We start from the raw sequence: 24856 nt of genomic DNA, 5'->3' as shown, positions 1-24856 counted from the left end.
AGACTCTTCGGTCGGCGGCGCGCCGAGATGAACGTTGGCCATATCTCCTCCCGCTAGGCTCGAAACTGATAAAACCGGAAAACCGCAAGCTCGGAGAGGCGCCTGAGCCTCCGCCGATCGTCCCGCCGGCGCCCCGTCATTCCCAAGCGCTCCGTTTCAGGCGGCGCAGCTGGGTCTCCAGGCGCTTCAGATTGTCCTCCGCCGATCCGCGGCCCGCCAGCGTCTCGTTGACGGCCGTCCAGAAATCCTTGGAGACCTCGTTGTATTGCTTCTTGGTCGGCGCCGTCGGTCGGGGGACCGCATTGAACATCACCTCCTTCCATTGCGGGATGAAAGGATGCGCCTTGGCAATGTCGGGGTCGTCGTAGAGCGCCGCGATGGTGGGCAGGAACGAGCCGTCGATGGCGTTCTTCTTCTGGTTTTCCGGCGAGGCGAGAAACTTGACCAGCGCGATCGCGTCGTCGGGACTGCGCGAGAATTTGGAGACGGCGAGGTTCCAGCCTCCGAGCGCGCCGGCCGCTTCGCCGTCTTCGGCAGAGGGCAGCGTCTTGACCGCAAACTTGCCGCTGACCGGCGAGTCCGCCCCTTCCGACAGCGAATAGGCATAGGGCCAGTTGCGCATGAAAATGGCGTTGCCCGTCTGCCAGACGCCACGCGCCTCTTCCTCCATGTAGGTCAGAACGCCCTGTGGCGCGATCGTGCCGATCCAGCTCTTGGCCTGTCCCAGTGCCGCGACGGCCTTCGGATTGTTGACGGTAATCTCGCCGTCGGCCTCCACGATGTGGCCGCCGCCATGACTGGCGACCCATTCCAGGCCGTTGCAGGTGAGACCTTCATAGGGCGCGCCCTGGAACACGAAGCCGTTGAGGCTGGCATTGCCGGCCGCCCGCTCCTTTTCCAGGATCATCGTCGCCGTGTCTTCCAGATCCTTCCAGGTCTCGGGCGGCTCGGCGCCGTATTTCTCGAGCAGGTCGGTGCGGTAGTAGAGCGCCGGCGCATCAGTATAGAGCGGCAGCGCCACGAGCTTGCCGTCGACGGTTTGGGATTCGATGATCGAGGGAATATTCTGGCCGGCGATGTCGGCCGCGGCATCGGACAAATCGACGAAATATTCGACCAATTGCGGCGCCCAGATCACGTCCGTCCGGTAGACGTCCACATCCGGGTTGCCCGCGGCGAGCCAGAGCCGGTATTGGCCGAACTGCTCGGTCGAGGACGACGGCATCTCGACCACCGACACATGATTGCCGGTCTGGCTCTCGAACGTGTCGAGTTGAGCACGCAGGTTGACCATGTCGGCGCCTGCCGAGACGGCGATCGCCAGATCGGCCGCTTGCGCGCTGCCGCCGGCAGCCGCCAGACAGGACGTAAAGCCGGCCGCAAGCGCGAGGTCCACAAGCCTCTGCATCGTTTCCTCCCATGGATTATGCCGAGGGCGAGCTCCCGGTCACCCCGAACGGGACGTCTAAAAGAGAGCGGCGGCCTCCCAACCGCCGCCCCCTTGGTTCACGCTACTCCCAGGCGCTCCGCTTCAGGCGGCGCAGCTGACCTTCGAGCGTCTTGAGATTGTCCTCGGCGGTTCCACGCCCGGCCAGCGTCTCGTTGACCGCCGTCCAGAAGTCCTTGGATACCTCGTTGTACTGCTTCTTGGTCGGAGCCGACGGACGCGGCACGGCCCCGGCCACCACGTCCTTCCACTGGGCAACGATCGGCTGGGCCTCCGCGACCTCCGAATCCTCGTAGACGCTCTCGATGGTCGGCAGCTTGGAGGTCGACAGCGCCCGTTCCTTCTGCGCCTCGGCCGACGCCAGATACTTCACCAGATCGATCGCCTCGTCCTGATGCTGGGAGTATTTCGAGACGGCCAGGTTCCAGCCGCCCAGGCAGGCCGCGGAATCGCCCCCCTCACCGGCCGGCAGCTTGACGACATCGAACTTGTCCTTGACCGCCGAGTCGCCGCCCTGTCCGAGGGCATAGGCATAGGGCCAATTGCGCATGAAGACTGCATTGCCCGTCTGCCAGACGCCGCGCGCCTCCTCTTCCTTGTAGGACAGCACGCCCTCCGGTGCGATCGTACCGATCCAGCCCTTGGCCGCGTTGAGCGCGGCGGCAGCCTTCTCGTTGTTGATGGTGATCTCGCCGTCGGGCGAGACGATCTGGCCGCCACCGAAGCTTGCGACCCATTCCAGACCGTTGCAGGTCAACCCCTCATAGGGCGCGCCCTGAAACACGAAGCCGTTGAGATTGGAATTGCCTTCCTTCTCCAGGATCTCCTTGGCGTCGGTTTCCAGCTCGGCCCAGGTCGTGGGCGGCTCCATACCGTATTTCTCGAGCAGGTCGGTGCGGTAGTAGAGCGCCGGCGCGTCGGTGAACATCGGCAGTGCGATCAGCTTGCCGTCTACGGTCTGGGATTCGATGATCGAGGGGATGTTCTGGTCGGCGATGTCCTTGGCCACGTCCGTGAGGTCGACGAAGTGGCTCGCAAGCTGCGGCGCCCACACCACGTCGGTGCGGTAGACGTCGATGTCCTCGTTGCCGGCCGACAACCACAGGCGGTACTGGCCGAACTGATCGGTGGTCGACGAGGGCATCTCGACGATCTTGACGGTGTTGCCGGAGTGTTTCTCGTAAGCATCGAGCTGGGTGCGCAGATCCTGAATGTCCTGCCCGGTCGCGCCCGAGACGATCGAAAGCTCCGCCGCGCCCGCGGGGCCGGCCAACATCGCCGCGCCTGCCAACAGCGCCATACAGAGTTTGGTTGTCTTCATGATGTCCTCCCTTACCAATTGTCGATCACCGGACTTGCCGCCGGCTTTGGCCATCGCCAATCTCCGCAATGGCCGGCCCACCGGCACATCTCTCCCCGGGGCGGGGCAAAGAGCCCCCCACGCCAGCGTTGTTAGCCGAATGGTAGGCCGTTCAGGCTGCGTTACAATAGGGAAAGGCTCATTTTGCAGGGGAAACCGGAGGGCGACATCGGACGCCGGACGAGGGCGGTCCGTCCGCTGCGGGACTGATCTTTAGGGACAGCGCCTGCAACCAGGTAGCGAAACGCCTCTCCGCGAGCGGCCCCGCAAACAAGGCACGGCGCGCCATGGCTAACGGCATCGAGCGAGGATGGGCCCGACGGCTCCGGGGGGCTTACCCAGGGTGGCAGGCGGCTTTCCGGATCCGTCGCCGTCCAGGGAGCCTAGCGCGCTTTGCCAGAACCGGCCGCGGCGGAGCCGGGCCTCCATCGATCCGCAGCCATCATCCTCGCGCTCATTCCGCCACCAGGGAATCCGTCGAGTGGTGATGAAAATGGCCGTGGCTCAGATCCTCTGCGTGGAGCGGCAGGGAATCGTTCTCGAACAGCTCGGGATACTGCTCGGCCAGCGGCGGCAAGGCCTGGAAGATCTCGCGCAGATGCACCCGCGTCGCCTCGGCCGCTGCCTCCTCGTCACGCCGCGAGACGGCATCGAGAATGGCGCGATGCTGGGCGATGAGGAGCGACAAGGGCGTCGCATGCGGCAGGCTGAGATAGCGGACCCGGTCCATCTGGGCCTTGCCGTTCTCGATGACGCGCCAGGCTGCCTCGCAGTCGACCGCCTCGGCAAAGGCATGATGAAACGCTTCGTCGAGCGCCAGGAACCGCTCGTGGTCGCCGCCCCCCGCAGCGAGTTCCTGCTGCCGGATCAGTTCGCCGATCGCCGCGATGGCCGACGTGGAGGCCGCTCTGCAGCAGGTCCGGACCAGCGCCACCTCGACCGCCTCGCGGACGAAACGGGCATCCGCGACCGCCCGTAGCGAGATCTTGACGACGAAGGTGCCACGCTGCGGCAAAATGCGTACCAGGCCGGCATCGGCCAGCTTTATGAAGGCCTCGCGCACCGGCTGGCGGCTGGCGCCGAAACGGGCCGCGATTTCCTTTTCCGAAAGCGCCTGCCCGGGCTTGAACTTCATCTGGATGATCGACGCGCGAAGCTGGGCGAAGATCTGCGGAGCGAGCGCCCCTTGCCGGTCAATGGTCTTCATCATGATCAAAAAATCGCTTGCATTCGGCAGCTTTCATACTACCATACCAGTCCTGATCCGCAAGTCCAGTCATCCGGTGCGGATCTTGTGAGGGAGATAGGGAGTCCATGTTCAGTTTAAGCAAGACACTTTCCTTGGCCGCCGCCGGTGCAACGCTTTTTCTCGGCGTTCAGGTTGCATCCGCTCAGGACTACCAATTGAACGTTAGCACGGCCCTGACCGCCGAAGACCCAATTTACGAGGGTCTGGAGCAGTTCCGCCAGCGCGTTTCCGAGCGCACGGACGGCCGTCTCGAGGTTCGCCTGTTCCCGAGTTCGCAGCTCGGCAAGGATGAGGACGTCCTGGAACAGGCCCGAGCCGGCGCCAATGTCGCCGTGCTCGTCGATCCGGGCCGCCTCGCCGTCTTCGTCAACGACATGGGCGTGCTCGGCGCGCCGTATCTGGCCGACGGCTACGACGGCTATCGCAAGCTCGTGACGTCGCCGTTGTTCGCAAAGTGGGCCGACGAGCTGCGCGAGGCCTCCGGTCACCAGATTCTGTCGATGAACTGGTGGCAGGGCGAGCGCAACCTGCTGACCCAGGAACCGGTGAGCAAGCCGGCGGATCTGGCGGGCGTACGCATGCGCACCCCCGGCGCGCCGGTCTGGATGGAAACCATCTCGGCGATGGGCGCCACCCCGACGCCGATGGGCTGGGGCGAGGTCTATCCGGCGTTGCAGCAGAACGTCATCGACGCTGCCGAAGCCCAGGACACCGCGATCTATGGCGCGCGCCTCTATGAGGTCGCCAAGCACTACACCAAGACCGGCCATATCGGCCTGATCACCGGATTGGTGACCAGCGCCCAGTGGTTCGACGGCCTGCCCGAGGACATTCAGACGATCCTCAAGGAAGAGGCCCTCGCCGGCGGCGACGTCGCCTCGAAGGCGACCGAGGACGCCGTGGCCGATGTCGACGCCAAGATGGAAGTGGAGGGCATGTCCATCGACGAGATCGACGTCACGCCGTTCCAGGAAGCCACCCAGGCCGTCTACGACAAGCTCGGCTACGGCGACCTGAAGAAAGAGATCGACAAGGTCCTGGCCGAATAGGCGGCGCGCAAGCGAACCGGAAGAGGCGGCTCCGGCCGCCTCTGTCAGACCTCCCAAGACACATCACTTCCGGCAGGGTTATCCCCCATGCTTTCCGTCCTTTCGTGGCTCGAAGGCCTCCTCGGCAAGCTGCTTCTTGCGGCGATCGTGGTCCTGGTCTTCGTCGCCGCCGTCGCGCGCACGCTCGACCATCCGCTCATCTGGTCCGTCGACCTGGCACAGGCGCTGTTCGTCTGGCTCTGCTTCCTCGGCGCGACCCGTGCTCTCGGCCGCCGCGCCCATATCGGCGTCGACTATTTCGTTCAACGGCTTCCGCTCGGCTATCGGCGCGTCCTCGACTTCGTCCTGGCTGCCGTCGCCGTCGTCTTCCTGGCCACGATGGCCTGGTTCGGACTGCAGCTCACGCTTCTCAACTGGGAGCGCGTCTACGGCGACAGCGGCATCTCCTACGCCTGGGTGACGATCGCCGTGCCGATCGGCTGCGCTCTGCTCGCTCTGATCCTGCTGGGCCAGATGGTCATTGCGGTCCGCGACCGCAAACTGATCTTCGCCAGGGACACCAGCGCGGCGGAAACCGGCCCGCGGAGCGAGGCCGACGACCTCGTCCAGCAGGAGCTTTAGGCCATGGTGCTGCTTTCGATACTCTTCTTCCTGCTGATGGTCGCGGGTATGCCGATTGCCTTCGGCATCGGCATCGCGGGCTTCAGCTTCTTCGCCACCAGCCCGTTCATCCCGATCTCGATCGGCGTCCAGCAGGTCGCCGCGATGTCGCAGAGCTTTCCTCTGCTGGCGGTTCCGCTGTTCGTGCTCGCCGGCCATATGATGAACAAGACCGGCATCACCGAACGCCTGATCGACTGCTCCAACGTGCTCGTCGCCTGGATGTCCGGCGGCCTGGCACAGGTCTGTATCCTGCTGTCGACCTTCATGGGCGGCGTGTCCGGCTCGGCCGTCGCCGACGCCGCGATGGAAGCCCGCGTGCTCGGCCCCAGCATGATACAGAGCGGCTATTCGAAAGGCTTCACCGGCGCCTCGATCGCCGTCGGTTCGCTGATCACCGCGACCATCCCGCCGAGCCTGGGCCTCATCCTCTACGGCTTCGTCGGCAATGTCTCGATCGGCCGGCTCTTCCTGGCAGGCGTCGTTCCCGGCATCCTGATGATGATCGCGATGATGGTGACGGTGTGGCTGGTCGCCCGCAAGCGCGGCTATGGCTCGGTCGGCGCGCAGAAGCCCACCCTGCCCCGTGTCGGCCGTGCCGTCTGGCATGCGAAATGGGCGCTGATTTTTCCGGTCGCGCTGCTCGTGGCGATCCGCTCCGGCGTCTTCACGCCTTCGGAAGTCGGAGCGTTCGCGGTGGTCTATGCCGTGGCCATCGGCGCCTTCGTCCATCGCGATCTGACCTGGGCCTCGTTCAATGAGGCGCTCAGCGAAAGCGTCATCGACATCGGCGTCATCGCTCTGATCATCCTGCTCTCCGGCATGGTCGGGTATGCCATCGTGTTCGAGCAGGCTCCTCAGACGATCGCGCAGCTGATGCTCGGGCTGTCGAGCCAGCCGCTCGTCGTCATCCTGATGATCCTGATCTTCATCTTCGTCTGCGGCCTGTTCGTCGAGGCGACGGTCCTGACGCTGCTGCTGACGCCGATCTTCGTGCCGATCATCACGCATCTCGGCGTCGACCCCGTACATTTCGGCGTGCTGATGATGAGCATCATCACGCTTGGCGGCATGACCCCGCCGGTCGGCGTGGCGATGTACGCCGTCTGCAGCATTCTCGACTGCCCCGTCGAGGAGTACCTGAAGGAGTCGATCCCCTTCCTGATCGCCATCCTTCTCGTGATCACGGCCTTGGCGCTGCTGCCCGGCGTCGTCCTGTTCCTCCCCAATCTTTTGATGTGAGTGCCGTACCGTGCAAGAATCCTTCAGATGGTTCGGTCCGTCCGACAACGTATCGCTGCCTGAAATCGTCCAGACCGGTGCTTCGGGCATCGTCACGGCGCTCCACGACATCCCCTACGGAGAAGTCTGGAGCATCGAGGAGATCGAGAAGCGCAAGACGCAGATCGATCGCGAATCGGGCGGCCGCCTGTCATGGGTCATGGTCGAGAGCCTGCCCGTGCACGAGCGCATCAAGCTCGGCGACGGCGATCTCGAGCCGCTCTACGCCAACTATCGCACCTCGCTCGCAAACCTGGCGGCGTGCGGGATCAAGACGGTGTGCTACAATTTCATGCCGTTGCTCGACTGGACCCGCACGCAGCTGGCCGAGCCGCTGCCGGGCGGCGGCACCGCGTTGCGCTTCAACATGCATGAATATGCCGCCTTCGAGGTCTTCATCCTGGAGCGCAAGGGAGCAGCCGACGAGTTCGACGCCGACGTCCTGGCCCGTGCCAAGGCCTGGTTCGACGCCTCGTCGGAAGCGGACCGCAAGCGTCTCCTCGATTCGATCATGGCCGGCCTGCCGGGCGCCTACGAGCGCTACGACGTCGCCGGTCTGCGCGAAGTCCTGAAGCGCTACGGCGGCATCACCGTCGACGACATCCGGGCCAACTACGTGAAGTTCCTGCAGGCGGTCATCCCGGCGGCCGAAGAGGCGGGCGTGCAGCTCTGCGTCCATCCCGACGATCCGCCGCGGTCGATCTTCGGCCTGCCGCGCGTCGTCAAGGACGCGGACGACATCGGTTTCATCATGGAAGCCGTCCCGTCGTTGGCCAACGGACTGACCCTCTGTTCGGGCTCGCTCGGTGCCAATCCGGCCAACGACGTGCCGGCGATCGCGAAGCGCTTTGCCGACCGGATCCACTTCGCCCACCTGCGCAATGTCAGCAAGGAGCCGGACGGCTCGTTCCAGGAGGCCGAGCACCTGTCGGGCGACACCGACATGGTGGCGCTGGTGCGGGTGCTGATCGGCGAAGAACGGCGCCGGCACGAGGAAGGACGCGCCGACGCGACGATCGTCATGCGTCCGGATCACGGCCACGAGATCCTGTCGGACGTGGGTCGCAAGACCCATCCCGGCTACCCGCTGCTCGGCCGCATGCGGGGCCTCGCCGAATTGCGCGGCGTGATGGCCGCCTTGGCTGCCATCGACAGCCGTTCCTAGGCGGCTGAACCTTTCAACGGGGAAACGGCGGTCGTGTCGGCCGCCTCCCTGATGAAGGCTGGCACGACCAGGCCGGCCAAAATCGACACTTTGCTCTGGGGCCTGCAGTCACTGCAGGCCTTTTCTTTCGGCGCTCCAGGTCCATGCTCGGCTCCGCCGATATCGTCCCTTTTCGGACGGGTGGCGCGCCGCGGCGGGGTAATCGTGACCTCTCTGTGACCACGGCCCGCCAAGTTTGCCCGACAGCGCAGTCGTTTCGTTGGGTCTGTTCCAATTATTTGAGGGCCATCTTGCTGCGCCGCGAACAAAATATCGGACGATAGAAGCCTGGCATCGGAGCGACAGGGCGACCCGATTGTCAAATCGATTGAAGCACTTGTGAGAAAGTTCAGCGAGAGCCATTCGAAGGAAGACGCCTCGACGGAGGAACTCGACGGGTCGCTCCGACTTATCTCCCGGCGGTGCGACGCCTTGCCTCAGTTTGCGGACGCACCCATACTGCCGCCACGTTGCATGAACAGGCGGATGAGACAGGACATATTGACCAGCGTGAACGCCAATGTTCGGCGTGTCATTGTGATAGATCAAATCGACCCTTGAATGGACCGCAAGGGAGCCTTCGCCAAAACAAGATTGCCCGCGTCGGGTTTGGCGATCATATCGTAACCAGTCGATGCCAGGGTTCGATTGAGCGGACCGGTATCGCAGGCGATGCGACGCCGGTCTCCGATGAGCAGCCCACCGCACCGCCGATGCCACCGGACCGGCGACCGCTTCATGCGGTTGCGGACCAACGGACAAAAGGGATTCATTATGGATACTGTTTCCGACGACGTCATCGTTGCGGACCCCTGGGACGGGTTCGTCGGAACCGCTTGGCGCGACGCGATCGACGTGCGCGACTTCATTCAGGCGAACTACACCCCTTACTCCGGGGACAGCACCTTCCTGTCAGGCCCCACCGCCCGCACCACGGCGATGTGGGAAAAGCTCGGCGAGCTGTTGGCCCAGGAGCGCGAGAAGGGTGTCCTCGATGTTTCGGCGGACAAGCCGAGCAGCATCATCGCCCATGACGCCGGCTACATCGACCGGGCCAACGAAGTCATCGTCGGCCTGCAGACGGACGCCCCGCTGAAGCGGGCGATCATGCCGAATGGCGGCCTGCGCATGGTCGAAGGCGGTCTGTCCGCTTACGGCTTCGAGGCGGATCCGATCGTCCACGAGATGTGGACCCACCATCGCAAGAGCCACAACCAGGGTGTCTTCGACGCCTACACTCCTGAGATCCTGGCCTGCCGCAAGTCGGGCATCATCACCGGCCTGCCGGATGCCTATGGCCGCGGCCGCATCATCGGCGACTATCGCCGCGTGGCTCTCTATGGCACCGACGCTTTGCGCGCGGCCAAGCAGAAGGAGTTCCACGAGCTCGACGACGCGGTCTTCACGGAAGACACGATCCGTCAGCGCGAGGAGCTTTCGGAGCAGTTCCGTGCGCTCGACGAGCTTCGCGAGATGGGCGCCAAGTACGGCTTCGACCTGTCCCGCCCGGCCCAGAACGCCCGCGAGGCGGTGCAGTGGACCTATTTCGGCTACCTGGCCGCGGTGAAGGAGCAGAATGGCGCAGCCATGTCCTTCGGCCGCGTGTCGACCTTCCTGGACATCTACGTCCAGCGCGACCTGGAAGCCGGCCTCATCACCGAGGATCAGGCGCAGGAGATGGTCGACGATCTCGTCATCAAGCTGCGCATCGTCCGGTTCCTGCGCACGCCGGAATATGACGAGCTGTTCTCCGGCGACCCGACCTGGGTGACCGAGTCGATCGGCGGCATGGGCCTGGACGGCCGTCCGCTGGTGACGAAGTCGAGCTTCCGCTTCCTCAACACGCTGTTCAACCTCGGCCCCGCGCCGGAGCCGAACCTGACCGTGCTGTGGAGCTCGCAGCTGCCGGAAGGCTTCAAGAACTTCTGCGCCAAGGTGTCGACCGATACCAGCGCCATCCAGTACGAGAACGACGACCTGATGCGGCCCAAGTGGGGCGACGACTACGGCATCGCCTGCTGTGTCTCGGCCATGCGCATCGGCAAGCAGATGCAGTTCTTCGGTGCTCGTGCGAACCTCGCCAAGTGCCTGCTCTACGCCATCAACGGTGGTGTGGACGAGAAGAGCGGCAAGCAGATCGCGCCGGGCTTCGAGCCGATCAAGGGCGACGTCCTCGACTACGACGAGGTGCTGGCCAAGTTCGACAAGATGATGAATTGGCTCGCCAAGACCTACGTCAACGCGCTGAACATCATCCACTACATGCACGACAAGTATGCCTATGAGCGCATCGAGATGGCGTTGCATGACCGCGACATCCTGCGCACCATGGGCTGCGGCATCGCCGGCCTCTCCGTGGCCGCCGACTCGCTGTCGGCCATCAAGCACGCCAAGGTGCACGTGATCCGCGACGAGAAGGGCGTGGCTGTCGACTACAAGATCGAGGGCGAATATCCGGCCTTCGGCAACAACGACGACCGGGTCGATAGCATCACCTCCTGGTTGGTCGGCGCGTTCATGGAGAAGGTCAAGGCACAGCCCTATTTCTACCGCGACGCGATGCCGACGCAGTCGGTCCTGACGATCACCTCGAATGTCGTCTACGGCAAGAAGACCGGCACCACGCCGGACGGACGCCGCGCCGGCGAGCCTTTCGCTCCGGGTGCCAACCCGATGAACGGCCGCGACAAGAAGGGCTTCGTCGCAGCGGGTGCCTCGGTTGCCAAGCTGCCTTACGACGAGGCGTTGGACGGCATCTCCTGGACCGCGTCGGCGACGCCGGGCTCGCTGGGCAAGACCAGCGAAGATCGGGTGACGAACCTCGCCAACTGTCTCGACGCCTTCACCAAGGCCGGCGGCTTCCACGTCAACGTCAACGTCTTCAACCGCGAGACGCTGCTCGATGCGATGGATCATCCCGAGCTTTATCCGCAGCTCACGATCCGCGTCTCCGGCTACGCCGTGAACTTCGTCAAGCTGACGCGCGAGCAGCAGCTCGACGTCATCAACCGGACGTTCCACGAGCACATGTAAGACACCGACAGAGGTGCCGGGCGGAACAGCGATGACCGTCGATCCGCCCGGTTCCGACCCTGGTGGGCCCGCGCCCACCGCTTCCGCGGCCCCACGGGGCCGCAAAACACGCGGACAGGAGACTGCTCCGATGGCCTTCAGAGATACCACCGCTCCCCATGCCCAGGTCCACGTTCCTCACGGCGTGCACCTTCCCGCCGATCACGGCTACCTGCACTCCGTCGAGACGGGTGCGGCGGTCGATGGCCCGGGCATGCGCTTCGTGTTCTTTACCTCCGGCTGTCTGTTCCGCTGCTCCTACTGCCACAACCCCGACACCTGGAAGCTCCATAACGGCCGCTCCGTGACGCTCGACGAGGCGATGGACGAGATCCGGCCCTATGCCGGCTTCCTGCGCGTCGCCGGCGGTGTCACCATCTCCGGCGGCGAACCGCTGATGCAGGCGGGCTTCGTCGGCGCCCTGTTCTCGCGCATCAAGGAAGAGCTCGGGCTTCACACCGCGCTCGACACGCAGGGCTTCCTGCACGCGGGCGTCGAGGACGACTGGTTCGATCCGATCGATCTGGTACTTCTCGACATCAAGCATTCCGATCCCGTGAAATACCAGAAGCTGACGGCGCAGCCGCTGCAGCCCACGCTCGACTTCGCGCGCCGGCTTCAACGTCTCGGCAAGCCGATCTGGCTGCGTTACGTGCTCGTGCCGAATCTCACCGACGATCCGGACGACGTCGCCCGGCTGGCCGACTTCGTCGCCGATCTGGGCCCGGTGGTCCAGCGCGTCGAGGTGCTGCCCTTCCATCAGATGGGCGCCCACAAATGGGCGGAGCTCGGCATGAAGTACCCGCTTCAGAACTGGCCGACGCCGTCCAACGAGGCGACCGCGGCCGCCTGCGCGATCTTCGCCGAACGCGGCTTGTCGGTGCGGTAGAACTCCGGCGTCTTGCTTGCGGCGACCCATTCGTCGCGCCGCCGCATTGTCCGGGAATCCGAATAGCTCATACGGTTTCCGCTGACTTATTGATCATCCTGGCACGCCTTACATGGCGCTCATCGCCGGCCGTTGCGGCCGCGCCATGACAGCCAGGAGACGATCATGAGCGATATCGAGAAAGCTGGAACCTTCAAACTCGGCGGCCGGACCGTGAAGCGTCTGGGCTACGGTGCCATGCAGCTGGCCGGCCCCGGCGTATTCGGCCCGCCGAAGGACCGCGATGCGGCCATCGCCGTTCTGCGGGAGGCAATCGAAAGCGGCGTCGACCACATCGACACCAGCGACTTCTATGGACCCCACGTCACCAATCAGCTGATCCAGGAAGCGCTGCACCCCTACCCCGACGATCTGAGCATCGTCACCAAGATCGGCGCACGGCGCGGCGAAGACGCGTCCTGGAACCTCGCGATGTCACGCGACGATCTGACCCAGGCGGTCCACGACAATCTGCGCAATCTCGGCCTCGACGCCATGGAGGTCGTCAATTTGCGCATCATGTTCAGCGTGCACGGACCGGCCGAGGGCTCGATCGAGGAGCCGCTCAGCGTTCTGGCCGAGTTGCAGCAGCAGGGGCTCGTCCGCCATATCGGCCTCAGCAACGTAACGCCGACGCAAGTCGCGGAGGGCCGCAAGATCACCGAGATCGTCTGCGTCCAGAACATGTACAATCTGGCCCACCGCACCGACGACCCGCTGATCGACGATCTGGCGCGCGACGGCATCGCCTATGTGCCCTTCTTCCCGCTGGGCGGCTTCAACCCGCTTCAATCCGAAACGCTCTCGGGCGTCGCGGCTAAGCTTGAAGCGACGCCGATGCAGGTCGCTCTCGCCTGGCTGCTGCGGCGATCGCCCAACATCCTGCTCATTCCCGGAACGTCGTCCGTCGCTCATTTCAAGGAGAATTTGGCAGCGGTTGATCTGGAACTGCCCGACGACGCCATGGCAGCACTGAACGGCATCGCTGGGCGCTGAGCGGCACATCCCGTGATGGATCGGCGCCATCGAGGCGCCGATCGTCTGCTCACGGCACTCGGCCTTGGCGGCCTCCAATCTATCCAACAAGCCGGCAATCTCAGGTCTCGCCACCCATGGCGGCTGCGAAGAACGCGGCGGGCGAATCGACCTCGGTCAGTCGCCTCCGCTCGATCTGCCAGAACCGGTTGCCGATGGTCTCGACGAAGCGGCGGTCATGCGAGACGACGAGGCAGGCCGCCTCGCCGCGCAACAGCTCGGCCTCCAGGTCTTCCTGTCCCTCGATGTCGAGATGGTTGGTCGGTTCGTCGAGCACGTAAAAGTTCGGAGCCTCCAGTCGAAGGATCAGCATGGCGAGCCGCGCCCGTTGGCCGCCCGATAGCCCCGCGATCGTCTGTCCCTGGCGCTCGACGGGAAAGCCGGCGCCGGCGAGCAGCGTTCGTATCCGCTGGTCGCCGAGTGCGAAGCGATCGCCGATCGCTCGGGCGAGCGTCTGTTCCGGCCGCAGATGGCTGAGCGACTGATCGCAGATGCCGGGCACCACCGACGGCCCGCAGCGCAGACCCTCGCAGGCTTCTCCGCGCACGGATCGCGCGACTTGATCGAGAAAGAGCGACTTTCCGCTGCCGTTCGCACCGAGCAACACGATACGGTCGCCCGGCTGGATCCATCGTTGGCCGGTTGCAAACAGCGCCCGGCCGTCCGGCGTCGCCACGCGCGCATCGTCCAGCGTCAACACCACCTTCGCCTCGCTGCCGCTATCGGCAAGCCGGATGCGGCCGGCCGTGGCCTCGCGATAGGCGGGCCGCGCCGCAGACTCGATCCGTTCGGCCCGATCCTTCAGCTGCCGGGTCTTCACCGTCAACAGGCCCGAACCCGAGTTGACGCCGATATTGTGGAGCTTCGCCGCCTGCCGGCGGAGCTGGGCCGCCCTCTGGATATCCGTCGCATGGCGCCGCGCCGTAGCGGCGTCCCACTCGTCGAGGCTGGCGCGGGCCGGCGAATAAGGCAGCGCGAAATCGACCGAGCGCTCGGTTCGCAAGAACAGCGTCCGGGTGCTCACCGCATCGAGGAAAGCCCGATCGTGGCTGGCCACCACCACCGCCATCTCCTTCGGCAATCCGCCGATCCAGCGCTGGACCTGACCGATGCGGGCCAAATCGAGATGGTTGGTCGGCTCGTCCATCAAGAGCACATCGGGCTCCCTCAGTGCGGCAGTAGCCAGCAGCGCCGTGCGCTGCCAGCCACCGCTGAGAGCGGCAAGCGGGCGGTCCCGAAGATCCTGTGGAACCGCCAACTCGTCGAGCAGGGCGTCGGCGCGCCAGGCCTCCCATTCGCGCGTCTCGGGCGGCAGTCCTTCAAGCACCGCCTGTTGCAGCGTCAGGCCCAGAAGGCGGGTATCAGGCTCCTGCTCCATCAGAGCGACGCGCGTGTTGCGTGCCGCGCGCAGCACGCCGTCGCTTGGCGCGATCTGGCCGGCAAGGCAGCGCAACAGGGTGGTCTTGCCGCGGCCATTGGCGGCGACCACGCCGAGGCGGTCTCCCTTCTGGATGGCAAGATTGAGATCGGAAAAAAGCGGGGTGCCCAGCGTGATGCCGAGCTTATCGAGGCTGATCAAAGACATGGAACCGTCTTCCGCGGTGCCGGCCGGACGCGCGGTCCTGACGCCGAACACATGCTTCGGGGTGAGCCGATCGGGAAGAAGGACCGTTAGTCCGTCATCTTGATCAGCCCTGCAAACGCATTTGCAGGGCGAAGACAGGGCCGCGCTGACGGTGATGCTGGAAATACGTCACACGGCCCTCCTCTGTCCGAATTGAAGACGAACAGGGATTAACCGAAAGCATCGAAGCAATCAAGCTACCGAGATACTTCGGCGTGCCGGGTCGCACGAGGATCAGAGAGACTGGAGACTGAAAGCCGAGCCAGCCGACGGGTCTGAGCGAATTGACGGTTTTGCCCGCGGGCGAAGGCTTTAGCCGTTGCGCCGCGCTTTCGCGCCGCGCGGCGAACGCGCCTTGGTCTTGACAGGCTCCTCACTCGGCGCCTGGGCCTCCTTGGCGAGCCGCAAGGCGCGAAGGCGCTCGGTCTTTTCGTGGGTCGCGGCGGAATCGGCCGCGATCAGCCCCATGGCGGAGCCCTTCTCGTGGCGATCGGATTCCGGCCGGAAGACATTTGCGGCTTGCTGTGCGGCGCGGGTGGAAATGGTCATGAGATTAGCTTTCAGTCGGCCGAGATCTTGATCGAGTCACGCGGAGGCGTGGAAAACTCGGCGGCGGGGGCCTCCCGCTCATCGCGGGCCGCAAATTCGAGCGGCACTCGAGCACACTCATCATAGACCCGCGTCTCCACAATGGAGAGGTGCCCGGACTGCGGGGCGAGGCGCCGAATGGCGCCAGTGCATCGCACCGAAGCGCGGATCGTCGGGACAATTCGTCGTCGATCCGGCCCCGGTGCGGAGCAGTTGCAGCCTCAGCGGCTGCAAGCGAAACTCAGGACGCCAGCGTGATGTTCTGGGCCGAAGCCTTGCCGGTACGCCGGTCGGCAACGAGTTCGTAGGAGACCTTCTGGCCGTCGCGCAGATCGCTGATGCCAGCGCGCTCCAGAGCGCTGATGTGGACGAAGGCGTCGGCGCCGCCATCATCGGGTGCAATAAAGCCGTAGCCCTTTTGCGAATTAAACCATTTTACGGTTCCCGTCGTCATGGGAAACCCTTTCTCGGATAACAAGGTGCGTTTCAACAGACCCTAGACTTTAGGGCCCATACAGATCGACTTTTCAGGAAAGATTTCTTGAACAGAGCGCCTACCGGCGCCAAGGCCCAACATCTGGCCATCCATCGACTTGCTATGTATAGTTTTATTCGGCGAGAAAAGCAAGACAGCCCGCGGTTTGCATTTCTGCGGATCGCGGCGTTGCCGGTCGCGGGACAGATGTTTTGCCTGTCTCGACGGCCGAAGCCGTCGGAACGAAGCATCGCCCTTGAACCACCACACCGGCGCGCTTAATGGCTAAATGTCCTCTCCTGCGCCGGATTCTTTCCTCATGACATTGTCCCCCGCCTCGCCCGACACATTGCCGAGCTATGCCGATGTCGCGGCCGCGCGAAAGCGCATCGAAGGGATCGCCCATAGGACACCGGTCTTGAGGTCGCGGACCGCCGACGAGCGCGCGGCGGCCACGCTGTTCTTCAAGGCGGAGACCATGCAGCGCGCCGGCGCCTTCAAGTTCCGCGGTGCCACCAACGCCATCGCCGCCCTGTCGGCGGAAGAGCGCAGCCGTGGTGTCGTCGCCTATTCGTCCGGCAACCATGCCCAGGCGATCGCGCTGGCCGCCAGGCTGCAAGGCGCGTCGGCAACCATTCTGATGCCGCTCGACGCACCGGCCATGAAGATCGCGGCTACTCGCGGTTACGGGGCCGAGGTAGTGACGTTCGACCGCTACAAGGAAGACCGCGAGGCGCTGGGTCGCGCGCTGGCCGAGGACCGCGGCCTGACGCTGATCCCGCCCTACGATCATCCTCATGTGATCGCCGGCCAGGGGACGGCCGCGGCGGAGCTGATCGAAGAAGCCGGACCGCTCGACGTTCTGGTTGTCCCGCTCGGCGGTGGCGGTCTGTTGGCGGGCAGCGCGCTGGCCGCCGCCGAACTGTCGCCCGGATGCCGCGTCGTCGGCGTCGAGCCGGAAGCCGGCGACGATGGCCGTCAATCCTTCCAGAAGGGCGAGATCGTCGATATTCCCGTGCCGCGTTCGATTGCCGACGGAGCGCTCACCACACATCTGGGCGCTTTCACCTTCCCGCTGATCCGCCGTCTGGTCACCGACGTCGTGACCGTCCCCGATTCGGCGCTTGTCGAGACGATGCGGTTTTTCGCGGAACGGATGAAGATCGTGGTCGAGCCCACGGGCTGCCTCGCCGCGGCGGCGGTCCTGTCGGGTGTCGTGTCCTGCCGAGGCCAGCGTGTCGGCGCGATTCTCTCCGGCGGCAACGTCGATACGGCGAGCCTTGCCAAATTCCTTTCGGAATAGCCGGCTATAGGCTGGATCGACGCGGCGACGGCGGCGGTGTGACGCACCGTCCCGTTTCGACGTTGACGCCTGGATTTCCGGCATTTAAATGGATTTAAGTGATGCGTCGACAGGCTTCGGTGCCTGTCTTGGTGCCAGCGTTTTCGTGATGGCCGGCGAAGCGTGTCTTGTCCTGGACGCGCCGTCTGATCATCGCACTCCGGCCGAGCGGGCTGGAGCTTTAGCGGCTGTGGCACGAGCCCTTGCCGACCACCATCCATCAACCCTTCCAAGGAGGGACATATGCCCGTCACCAATACTGCCGAACTGGACCAACTCGTCTCGCGGGTGAAAGCCGCGCAGCAGATCTTCGCCGATTTCCCGCAGGACAAGGTGGATCTGATCTTCCGCGAAGCGGCGCTGGCCGTCGCCAACGCCCGCATTCCCCTCGCCCGCATGGCGACGGAGGAAACCGGCATGGGCGTCATGGAGGACAAGGTCACCAAGAACCATTTCGCCTCCGAGTACATCTACAACAAGTACAAGGACGAGAAGACCTGCGGCATCCTCGAAGAGGAGCCGGAATACGGCACCATGACGCTGGCCGAGCCGGTCGGTCTCATCTGCGCCATCGTGCCGACCACCAACCCGACCTCGACGGCGATCTTCAAGGCGCTGATCGCGCTGAAGACCCGCAACGGCATCATCTTCTCGCCCCACCCGCGCGCCAAGAAGTCGACCTGCGAGGCCGCGCGCCTCGTCCTGAAGGCGGCGGTCAAGGCGGGCGCGCCCGAAGGCATCATCGGCTGGATCGACGAGCCGTCGGTGGAGCTCTCCAACGCCCTGATGCACCACAAGGACATCAACCTGATCCTGGCGACCGGCGGCCCCGGCATGGTGAAGGCGGCCTATTCCTCCGGCAAGCCCGCGATCGGCGTCGGCGCCGGCAACACGCCCGCGGTGATCGACGAGCACGCCGACATCAAGCGCGCCGTCGCCTCGATCCTGATGTCGAAGACCTTCGACAACGGCGTCATCTGCGCCTCCGAGCAGTCGGTGATCGTCGTCGATTCGGTCTATGACACGGTGCGCGAGCGGTTCCGCAACCATGGCGGCTACATCCTGTCGGACAACGAGGCCGGCGCGGTGCGCGACGTCATCATGCCGAACGGCGCGCTCAACGCCAAGATCGTCGGCCAGTCGGCGCCGACCATCGCCAAGGCAGCCGGCATCTCCGTTCCGGCGAACACCAAGGTGCTGATCGCCGAGGTCGAGGACACCGGCGAGGCGGAGGTCTTCGCCCACGAAAAGCTGTCGCCGACGCTCGGCATGTATCACGCCAAGGACTTCCGCGACGCCTGCGACAAGGCGGCGGATCTGGTGGCGCTCGGCGGCATCGGCCACACCTCGGTGCTCTATACCGACCAGGATCTCCAGCCGCAGCGCGTCAAGCTGTTCGGCGAGGCGATGAAGACGGCCCGCGTGCTAATCAACAGTCCCGCCTCGCAAGGCGGCATCGGCGATCTCTACAATTTCCGCCTGGCCCCCTCGCTGACGCTGGGCTGCGGCTCGTGGGGCGGCAACTCGATCTCGGAGAACGTCGGGCCGCAGCATCTGATCAACAAGAAGATGGTCGCCAAGCGCGCCGAGAACATGCTCTGGCACAAGCTGCCCAAGGAAATCTATTTCCGCCGCGGCTCGCTGCCCTTCGCACTCGAGGAGCTGAAGGGCAAGCGGCGCTGCCTGATCGTCACCGACCGCTTCCTGTTCGAGAACGGCCATGTGAACGAGTCGGTGCGCATCCTCAAGGAGCAGGGGCTCGAGGTCGAGGTCTTCTTCGAGGTCTCCGCCGATCCGACACTCGCCGTGGTGCGCAAGGGCCTGGCGATGTGCAATGCCTTCGAGCCCGACGTCATCCTCGCCCAGGGCGGCGGCTCGCCGATGGACGCAGCCAAGATCATGTGGGTGATGTACGAGCACCCGGACGTGGAGTTCGCCGACCTGGCGCTGCGTTTCATGGATATCCGCAAGCGCATCTACCGCTTCCCCAAGCTCGGCGCCAAGGCGATGTTCGTCGCCGTGCCCACCACCTCGGGCACCGGCTCGGAGGTCACGCCGTTTGCCGTCGTCACCGACGAGAAGACCGGCATCAAGTACCCGATCGCCGACTACGAGCTGACCCCGCACATGGCGATTATCGATCCCGATCTCGTCATGCACATGCCGAAGTCGCTGACCGCCCATGGCGGCATCGACGCGGTGACCCATGCGCTGGAATGCTACGTCTCGATCATGGCGAACGAGTATTCCGACGGCCAGGCATTGCAGGCGCTCAAGCTGCTCAAGGAGTATCTGCCGTCGGCCTATGCCAAGGGCGCGCAGGACCCCAAGGCACGCGAGCAGGTGCACAATGCGGCGACGCTTGCCGGCATCGCCTTCGCCAACGCCTTCCTCGGCGTCTGCCACTCGATGGCGCACAAGATCGGTGCCGAGTTCCACCTGCCGCACGGCCTCGCCAACGCGCTGCTCCTGTCCAACGTCGTCCGCTACAACGCGGTCGACAATCCGACCAAGCAGGCGACGTTCAGCCAGTACGACCGGCCGAAGGCGCTGTGCCGCTATGCCGAGATCGCCCGGCACCTGGGCTTCGGCGGGCGGACCGATCAGCAGTCGGTGGAGAAGCTGGTCGCCTGGGTGGACGAGTTGAAGGCGGCGCTCGACATCCCGCCGTCGATCCAGGCTGCGGGCGTGGCCGAGGCCGATTTCCTCGCCAAGGTCGATCAGATCGCCGAGAACGCCTTCGACGATCAGTGCACCGGCGCCAATCCGCGCTATCCGCTGATCGGCGAGATCCGCCAGGTGCTGTTGGACAGCTTCTATGGCCGTCCCTATGTCGAAGGCCGCGAGCCGGAGGTGCAGCCGGCCGCCGAGCACGAGGTGGTACCGCTCAAGAAGGCTCGTGCCTGAACGGCGACCGCACGACGCCGCATGGATCCGATCCGGGACCATGCGGCAAACCAACAGCCGGAGCCCGGTGACGGTCCAATCGCGTCACTTGGCGCTCCGTATCTCTCGTCCTCCCGGACGCATATCGACCCCGCCGGAGCCATCCGGGCCCGGCGGGGTCGGCGCGAGGAGACTTGAGCCCGATGGACGCTGGCTGAAGGCGCCCGCCGTCTTGTTCCGAGCCTATGGAGGCGTCAGGCTCAGAACTCTTCCCAGCCATCCTCGGCCGGCGCGGCCGCCGGCTTGAGAGCCGCGCCGCCGGTTCCCATCGTCTTCATCCGTGCCACCGGCCTGGCGACCGCTGGCTTGACCGGAACCGCGGGAGCAGCCGTCTGGCGCCGCACCGTACGGGCCGCCTGGGCCTGATGACCGGACACGGCCGCCGTTTTGAACTGCGAGATCAGTTGGGCGAGCTGATCGGTTTCGCGCGCCAGCGACTGCGCCGCCGCCGTCGTCTCCTCGACCATCGCCGCGTTCTGCTGCGTGACCTTGTCCATCTGGTCGGCGGCGGCCGAAACCTCCTTCAGGCTGACCGCCTGGTCATGCGCGCTCTTGGCGATCTGCGCGACGACGCCCGACATCCCCACCACCTGCGCCACGATCTCCTCCAGGCTCTTGCCCGAAGCCGTGACGAGACCGACGCCCTGCTCGACATGCTCGCTCGACGCTGCGATCAGATCCTTGATCTCCTTGGCGGCTTCGGCCGAGCGCTGGGCCAGCGCCCGCACTTCCTGGGCGACCACCGCGAAGCCCTTGCCGGCCTCGCCGGCCCGCGCGGCCTCGACGCCGGCATTCAGCGCCAAAAGGTTGGTCTGGAAGGCGATCTCGTCGATCACGCCGATGATCTTGCCGATCTCCTCCGAGCTCTGTTCGATCGCGGCCATGGCCGCGACCGCCTGATGGACGATCTCGCCGCCCTTCTCGGCGTTCTTCTGCGCGGTCTCTGCCGAAGCCTGAGCCTGGCTCGCGTTCGATGCCGTCTCGTTGATGGCGCGACTGACATCGGCGAGCGCCGCGGTGGTCTGCTCCAGGCCGGCGGCCTGCTGCTCGGTGCGCTGGGCGAGGTCGTTGGTGGCCGAGTTGATCTCGCCCAAGCCGTTGCGGATCGACCCGATCGAACTGACGACGGTGCCGAGCGTTCCGGCCAGCCGGTCCACCGAACCGTTGAACTGGTTCCGAATGACCTCGAACTGACTGGCCACCGGACGCTCCAGGCGGACGGTCAAATCGCCGTCGGACAGCCGCTCGAAGCCCTGCCCGATATCCGATACGAAGGCTTGCAGCTCTGCCGCCTTGGCACGATCGGCCTCGGCCTGGCGCGCTTGCTCTTCCTCCTGCACCTCGCGCAAACGCCGGGCCTCGCCCTCGAGCCGCTCCTGCTCGATCGCGGCGCGTTTGAACGTGGCCAGCGCCTCCGCCATTTCGCCGACCTCGTCGGTGTGATCCTCATAGGGAACCGCGATCGTCTTGTCGCCATGGGCGAGCCGCATCATGACCGCGGTCATATTGGCGATCGGCCGCGCCAGAAAACGCGACAGCATCCATCCCATGGCGGTGGAGATCAGGGTGGCGATGATACAGCTGACGATCAGCGTAAGCTTGGCGGAGAAGGCAACGGCGTGCTCGCGCTCGACGCGAAGGTCGATCATCGCCTCTTCCTTGTCCATCAGCTCGGCCAGGATCGCCTTCTCCTGGTCGAGGTTGAGGTCGCTGACGAGAGCGAGCAGGTCATGATCGTCGATCAGCGGTTTGCTGACCATCGCCATCTCATGCTCCGGTCCCTTCTTTTGCCAGGCGGCGACCGCTTCCTCCAGCCGTTCGACGATCGTCACACCTTCCGGTATATCGGTCCCGGACTTGAACTTTGCCGCATATTCGCTGAATTCGCTTTTGGCGTGTTCATAGTCCTGCCGGAACTGCTCTTCCGCCGTCAGCATGAAGGCGCGCGCCGCGCTTTGCTGCTCGACGAGTTCTTCGAGCATTTCCTCGAGGACGATGTCGAGTTCGAAGCTTTGGCGGTTGCTGCCCGCCGTCCGTTCGATACGATCGATGCCGAGATAGACGACGAGGTCGGCGATCGCGGCGACGATGATCACCGACATGAAGGCGATCATCAGCTTTTTCGAAGCACGCAAATTCTTGAAGCTCAAGGCAGCCTCCTACGGAACCGAACACTGCCTGAGGTTGTAATCAAATAATTCTAATCAATTATTGCCTATTACATAATCAAACCGATAATTTCAGCCGAAAAATATTCAGAATGACTTGCTTTATTGCTTCCGCGAAAACGGCCGACATCGCCTGCCGACCGATTCTCGATAGCGCTCTACCGCTGATCCCTAGAATTCCTTCCAATCGTCCTCGTCGGCAGCCGGTGCCGGGGCATGGACGGCGGCGGCCTTCATTTGAATTTTGGGACGCGGTGCCGACGGTGCCATGGGCTTGGCCGACGCATTGGCCGCGGGCAACATGCGGTTGGACGGCGCACGAGGCGACGCCCCGCGGCGCGCGGTCCGAGCTTCTTGCGCCGCATGCCCCGAGATCGCGGACGTCCGGAACTGGGCGATCAAGCGAGCGAGATTGTCGGTCTCGTTCGCCAAGGACTGGGCCGCCGCCGTGGTTTCCTCCACCATCGCCGCGTTCTGCTGCGTGACCTTGTCCATCTGGTCCGCGGCGGCCGAAACCTCCTTCAGATTGCCCGCCTGCTCGCGGGCGCTCGCGGCGATCTGGCCGACCACCGTCGACATGGCGGCGACCTCCGCCACGATCTCCTCGAGCGACTTGCCGGAGGCCGTCACCAGTTCGACGCCGCGTCCGACCTGTTCGGAAGACATCGAGATCAGATCCTTGATCTCTTTGGCGGCCTCGGCCGAGCGTTGCGCCAGCGCGCGAACCTCCTGGGCGACCACCGCGAATCCCTTGCCGGCCTCGCCGGCTCGCGCCGCCTCGACGCCGGCGTTCAGCGCCAGGAGGTTGGTCTGGAAGGCGATCTCGTCGATCACCCCGATGATCTTGCCGATCTCCTCCGACGACTTTTCGATTTCGGCCATGGCCTCGACGGCGCGGCCGACGACGGCCCCGCCTTTCTCGGCGCCACGCCGCGCCGCCTCGGCCGCTGTCTGGGCCTGACCGGCGTTGGCGGCCGTCTCGTTGATGCCGCGCGTCACCTGGCTGAGTGCAGCCGCCGTCTCCTCCAGGCTTGCCGCCTGCTGCTCGGTGCGCTGCGCAAGATCGCCGGTTGCCGTGTTGATCTCGTCGAGGCCGGAGCGGATCGAGGTGATGCCCCCCACTACCGCGCCGAGCGCCGTCTCCAGCTTCTCGACCGAGCCGTTGAAGCGGCCGCGGATCTCCTCGTATTCCGCCGCCACGGGACGCGTCATACGCACGGTCAGATCGCCCGCCGCCAGCCCTTCGAAGCCCTGCTCGATGTCGGCGACGAAAGCGCGCAGTTCTTCCGCCTTTTCGTGCTCCGCTGCGGCCTGCTCGGCGCGAAGGGCCTCCTCATGCTGCCGCAGGTCCCTTGCTTCGGCTTCAAGCCGATCCTGCTCGATGGCCGCCTGTTTGAAGGATTCGACGGCTCCGGCAATGGCGCCGACCTCGTCCCTTCGCCCCTTGTGCGGTACCTCGACGGATTTGTCGCCGGCCGCGAGGTGCCCCATCACGCCGGTGATCTGGTCCAGGGGCCGCGTCACGCTGCGGGCCACGATGAAGCCGCAGCCGCACAGCACCACCAGCAGCGCCAGCAGTCCTCCGCTGGCCTCGTAGACTTTGTTCCAGAACAACTCGTCGAGATCGTCCAGGTAGACGCCGGTGCCCACCTCCCACTGCCATTCCGGCACGGCGGCCGAATAGCCGAGCTTCGGCACGGGCGCCTCGTCCGGCACCCGCGCCCAGAGGAACGGTGTATAGCCGCCGCCTTGCTGCGCCGCCTTGATGAGCGCCTGGAACAGGAGCAGGCCGTTCGGGTCCTTGGCGTCCCAGAAATTCTTGCCGATCAGCGCCGCGTTGGCATTGGCCAGCATGACGCCCTGATAGGAATGAACGAAGATGTAGTCGTTGTTGCCGTAGCGGACCGCGCTCAGCGCGCGCAGGGCGCGGCGGCGGGCCTCGTCATCGGTGATGCTGCCATCGCGCGCCTGCTCCAGGAAGTCGTTGGCGATCGCCACGCCCGACTCCACCTGAGACCTGATCAGCTCCTTGCGCTGATCGAGGATACTTTGCTTCAAGCCGTAAAGCTGCAGACTGGAAATGGCGATGCAGATCAGCGCTGCGAAGCCGATGAGCAACGCCAGCTTTTGAGAAATGCCGAATTTCACGCTCCACCTCCGAAAGGCACCTGGTCCCAACAGTTCAGGGAGCGCACTAGACTTCGAGACTTACTATTTCCCTAGCGTTCCAATCTATTTTGCTTAGGCAGATGATCGAGATGCGGCTCTTTGGGGCCACCGCCGGCCGCGCAACGACAGGTTTATGCCCCTGCAATCGCCGATAATCAGGGATTCGGGAAAGGATCGCGCAAGGCCGCGCCGGCCGGCGCGGCATGCTGTCGCATCTAGGCGCGACCCTTGGCCGGATTGCCATCGAGCCTCCGGATCG

General features: G+C 64.8%; 17 protein-coding genes. 9 read left to right on the top strand and 8 right to left on the bottom strand.

What is annotated here, in order from left to right:
• Window positions 1-136 precede the first annotated feature (136 nt).
• The 3 genes from SMD10_RS04225 to SMD10_RS04215 form a co-directional block, all read right to left on the bottom strand.
• The gene (locus SMD10_RS04225) at window positions 137-1408 is read right to left on the bottom strand and encodes an ABC transporter substrate-binding protein (RefSeq protein WP_331684400.1); all 1272 of its coding nucleotides are present in this window, start codon (window positions 1406-1408) and stop codon (window positions 137-139) included.
• A gap of 103 nt (window positions 1409-1511) precedes the next feature.
• Window positions 1512-2768, bottom strand: coding sequence for an ABC transporter substrate-binding protein (locus SMD10_RS04220; protein WP_331684399.1), 1257 nt, complete (start codon window positions 2766-2768; stop codon window positions 1512-1514).
• 493 nt (window positions 2769-3261) lie between these two features.
• On the bottom strand, window positions 3262-4017 hold the full coding sequence (locus SMD10_RS04215; protein WP_331684398.1) for a GntR family transcriptional regulator: 756 nt from the start codon (window positions 4015-4017) through the stop codon (window positions 3262-3264).
• A gap of 194 nt (window positions 4018-4211) precedes the next feature.
• On the opposite strand from SMD10_RS04215, the gene SMD10_RS04210 reads away from it, so the two are divergent.
• From SMD10_RS04210 to SMD10_RS04180, 7 genes are all read left to right on the top strand, one after another.
• Window positions 4212-5105 (top strand): C4-dicarboxylate TRAP transporter substrate-binding protein, encoded by an 894-nt coding sequence (locus SMD10_RS04210; protein WP_331684397.1) that lies wholly within the window; start codon window positions 4212-4214, stop codon window positions 5103-5105.
• An 87-nt stretch (window positions 5106-5192) separates the two neighbouring features.
• On the top strand, window positions 5193-5726 hold the full coding sequence (locus SMD10_RS04205) for a TRAP transporter small permease (RefSeq protein WP_331684396.1): 534 nt from the start codon (window positions 5193-5195) through the stop codon (window positions 5724-5726).
• 3 nt (window positions 5727-5729) lie between these two features.
• Window positions 5730-7007 carry a TRAP transporter large permease gene (locus SMD10_RS04200; RefSeq protein ID WP_331684395.1) on the top strand — a complete coding sequence of 426 codons (1278 nt, stop codon included), beginning with the start codon at window positions 5730-5732 and terminating at the stop codon, window positions 7005-7007.
• Window positions 7008-7017: 10 nt separating this feature from the next.
• A complete protein-coding gene (uxuA, locus tag SMD10_RS04195) occupies window positions 7018-8211 on the top strand; it encodes a mannonate dehydratase (RefSeq protein WP_331684394.1) in 1194 nt (397 codons plus the stop codon).
• Between the two features lie 813 nt (window positions 8212-9024).
• Window positions 9025-11283 (top strand): formate C-acetyltransferase, encoded by a 2259-nt coding sequence (gene pflB, locus SMD10_RS04190; protein ID WP_331684393.1) that lies wholly within the window; start codon window positions 9025-9027, stop codon window positions 11281-11283.
• Window positions 11284-11413: 130 nt separating this feature from the next.
• Complete coding sequence (gene pflA / locus SMD10_RS04185; RefSeq protein ID WP_331684392.1) at window positions 11414-12211, top strand: pyruvate formate-lyase-activating protein; 798 nt, start codon at window positions 11414-11416, stop codon at window positions 12209-12211.
• Window positions 12212-12376: 165 nt separating this feature from the next.
• Window positions 12377-13246 carry an aldo/keto reductase family oxidoreductase gene (locus SMD10_RS04180; protein WP_331684391.1) on the top strand — a complete coding sequence of 290 codons (870 nt, stop codon included), beginning with the start codon at window positions 12377-12379 and terminating at the stop codon, window positions 13244-13246.
• Between the two features lie 100 nt (window positions 13247-13346).
• Here SMD10_RS04180 and SMD10_RS04175 read toward each other — a convergent pair whose 3' ends face one another.
• The 3 genes from SMD10_RS04175 to SMD10_RS04165 form a co-directional block, all read right to left on the bottom strand.
• Entirely contained in the window at window positions 13347-14870 is a 1524-nt protein-coding gene (locus SMD10_RS04175; RefSeq protein ID WP_331684390.1) for an ABC-F family ATP-binding cassette domain-containing protein, read from the bottom strand.
• Window positions 14871-15221: 351 nt separating this feature from the next.
• Window positions 15222-15458 (bottom strand): hypothetical protein, encoded by a 237-nt coding sequence (locus SMD10_RS04170; RefSeq protein WP_331684389.1) that lies wholly within the window; start codon window positions 15456-15458, stop codon window positions 15222-15224.
• 280 nt (window positions 15459-15738) lie between these two features.
• A complete protein-coding gene (locus tag SMD10_RS04165) occupies window positions 15739-15951 on the bottom strand; it encodes a cold-shock protein (RefSeq protein ID WP_331684388.1) in 213 nt (70 codons plus the stop codon).
• A gap of 340 nt (window positions 15952-16291) precedes the next feature.
• Between SMD10_RS04165 and SMD10_RS04160 the strand changes: the two genes are divergently transcribed.
• Together SMD10_RS04160 and adhE are read left to right on the top strand one after the other, a co-directional pair.
• Window positions 16292-17275 carry a threo-3-hydroxy-L-aspartate ammonia-lyase gene (locus tag SMD10_RS04160; protein WP_331684387.1) on the top strand — a complete coding sequence of 328 codons (984 nt, stop codon included), beginning with the start codon at window positions 16292-16294 and terminating at the stop codon, window positions 17273-17275.
• 258 nt (window positions 17276-17533) lie between these two features.
• A complete protein-coding gene (gene adhE, locus SMD10_RS04155) occupies window positions 17534-20221 on the top strand; it encodes a bifunctional acetaldehyde-CoA/alcohol dehydrogenase (protein ID WP_331684456.1) in 2688 nt (895 codons plus the stop codon).
• Window positions 20222-20460: 239 nt separating this feature from the next.
• On the opposite strand, the gene SMD10_RS04150 is transcribed toward adhE, so the two are convergent.
• Both SMD10_RS04150 and SMD10_RS04145 read right to left on the bottom strand, forming a co-directional pair.
• Window positions 20461-22410: a methyl-accepting chemotaxis protein gene (locus SMD10_RS04150; protein ID WP_331684386.1), complete on the bottom strand. Its 1950-nt coding sequence runs from the start codon at window positions 22408-22410 to the stop codon at window positions 20461-20463.
• A 189-nt stretch (window positions 22411-22599) separates the two neighbouring features.
• Window positions 22600-24576, bottom strand: a complete 1977-nt coding sequence (locus SMD10_RS04145; protein ID WP_331684385.1) for a methyl-accepting chemotaxis protein — start codon at window positions 24574-24576, stop codon at window positions 22600-22602.
• Between the last annotated feature and the right edge of the window lie 280 nt (window positions 24577-24856).

It is taken from the genome of Consotaella aegiceratis (genome assembly GCF_036541425.1).
GTDB lineage: Bacteria > Pseudomonadota > Alphaproteobacteria > Rhizobiales > Rhizobiaceae > Consotaella > Consotaella aegiceratis.
The sequence above is the reverse complement of the archived record's forward strand: the minus strand, read 5'-3'. Positions and strand labels throughout refer to the sequence as shown.

What these genes read in the sequence shown, in the direction of transcription:
- SMD10_RS04225 (WP_331684400.1), bottom strand. Translation starts at nt 1,408, where the DNA reads ATGCAGAGGCTTGTGGACCTCGCGCTTGCGGCCGGCTTTACGTCCTGT.
- SMD10_RS04180 (WP_331684391.1), top strand. Translation starts at nt 12,377, where the DNA reads ATGAGCGATATCGAGAAAGCTGGAACCTTCAAACTCGGCGGCCGGACC.
- SMD10_RS04220 (WP_331684399.1), bottom strand. Translation starts at nt 2,768, where the DNA reads ATGAAGACAACCAAACTCTGTATGGCGCTGTTGGCAGGCGCGGCGATG.
- pflB (WP_331684393.1), top strand. Translation starts at nt 9,025, where the DNA reads ATGGATACTGTTTCCGACGACGTCATCGTTGCGGACCCCTGGGACGGG.
- SMD10_RS04215 (WP_331684398.1), bottom strand. Translation starts at nt 4,017, where the DNA reads ATGATGAAGACCATTGACCGGCAAGGGGCGCTCGCTCCGCAGATCTTC.
- SMD10_RS04205 (WP_331684396.1), top strand. Translation starts at nt 5,193, where the DNA reads ATGCTTTCCGTCCTTTCGTGGCTCGAAGGCCTCCTCGGCAAGCTGCTT.
- SMD10_RS04200 (WP_331684395.1), top strand. Translation starts at nt 5,730, where the DNA reads ATGGTGCTGCTTTCGATACTCTTCTTCCTGCTGATGGTCGCGGGTATG.
- pflA (WP_331684392.1), top strand. Translation starts at nt 11,414, where the DNA reads ATGGCCTTCAGAGATACCACCGCTCCCCATGCCCAGGTCCACGTTCCT.
- SMD10_RS04170 (WP_331684389.1), bottom strand. Translation starts at nt 15,458, where the DNA reads ATGACCATTTCCACCCGCGCCGCACAGCAAGCCGCAAATGTCTTCCGG.
- SMD10_RS04160 (WP_331684387.1), top strand. Translation starts at nt 16,292, where the DNA reads ATGACATTGTCCCCCGCCTCGCCCGACACATTGCCGAGCTATGCCGAT.
- SMD10_RS04165 (WP_331684388.1), bottom strand. Translation starts at nt 15,951, where the DNA reads ATGACGACGGGAACCGTAAAATGGTTTAATTCGCAAAAGGGCTACGGC.
- SMD10_RS04175 (WP_331684390.1), bottom strand. Translation starts at nt 14,870, where the DNA reads ATGTCTTTGATCAGCCTCGATAAGCTCGGCATCACGCTGGGCACCCCG.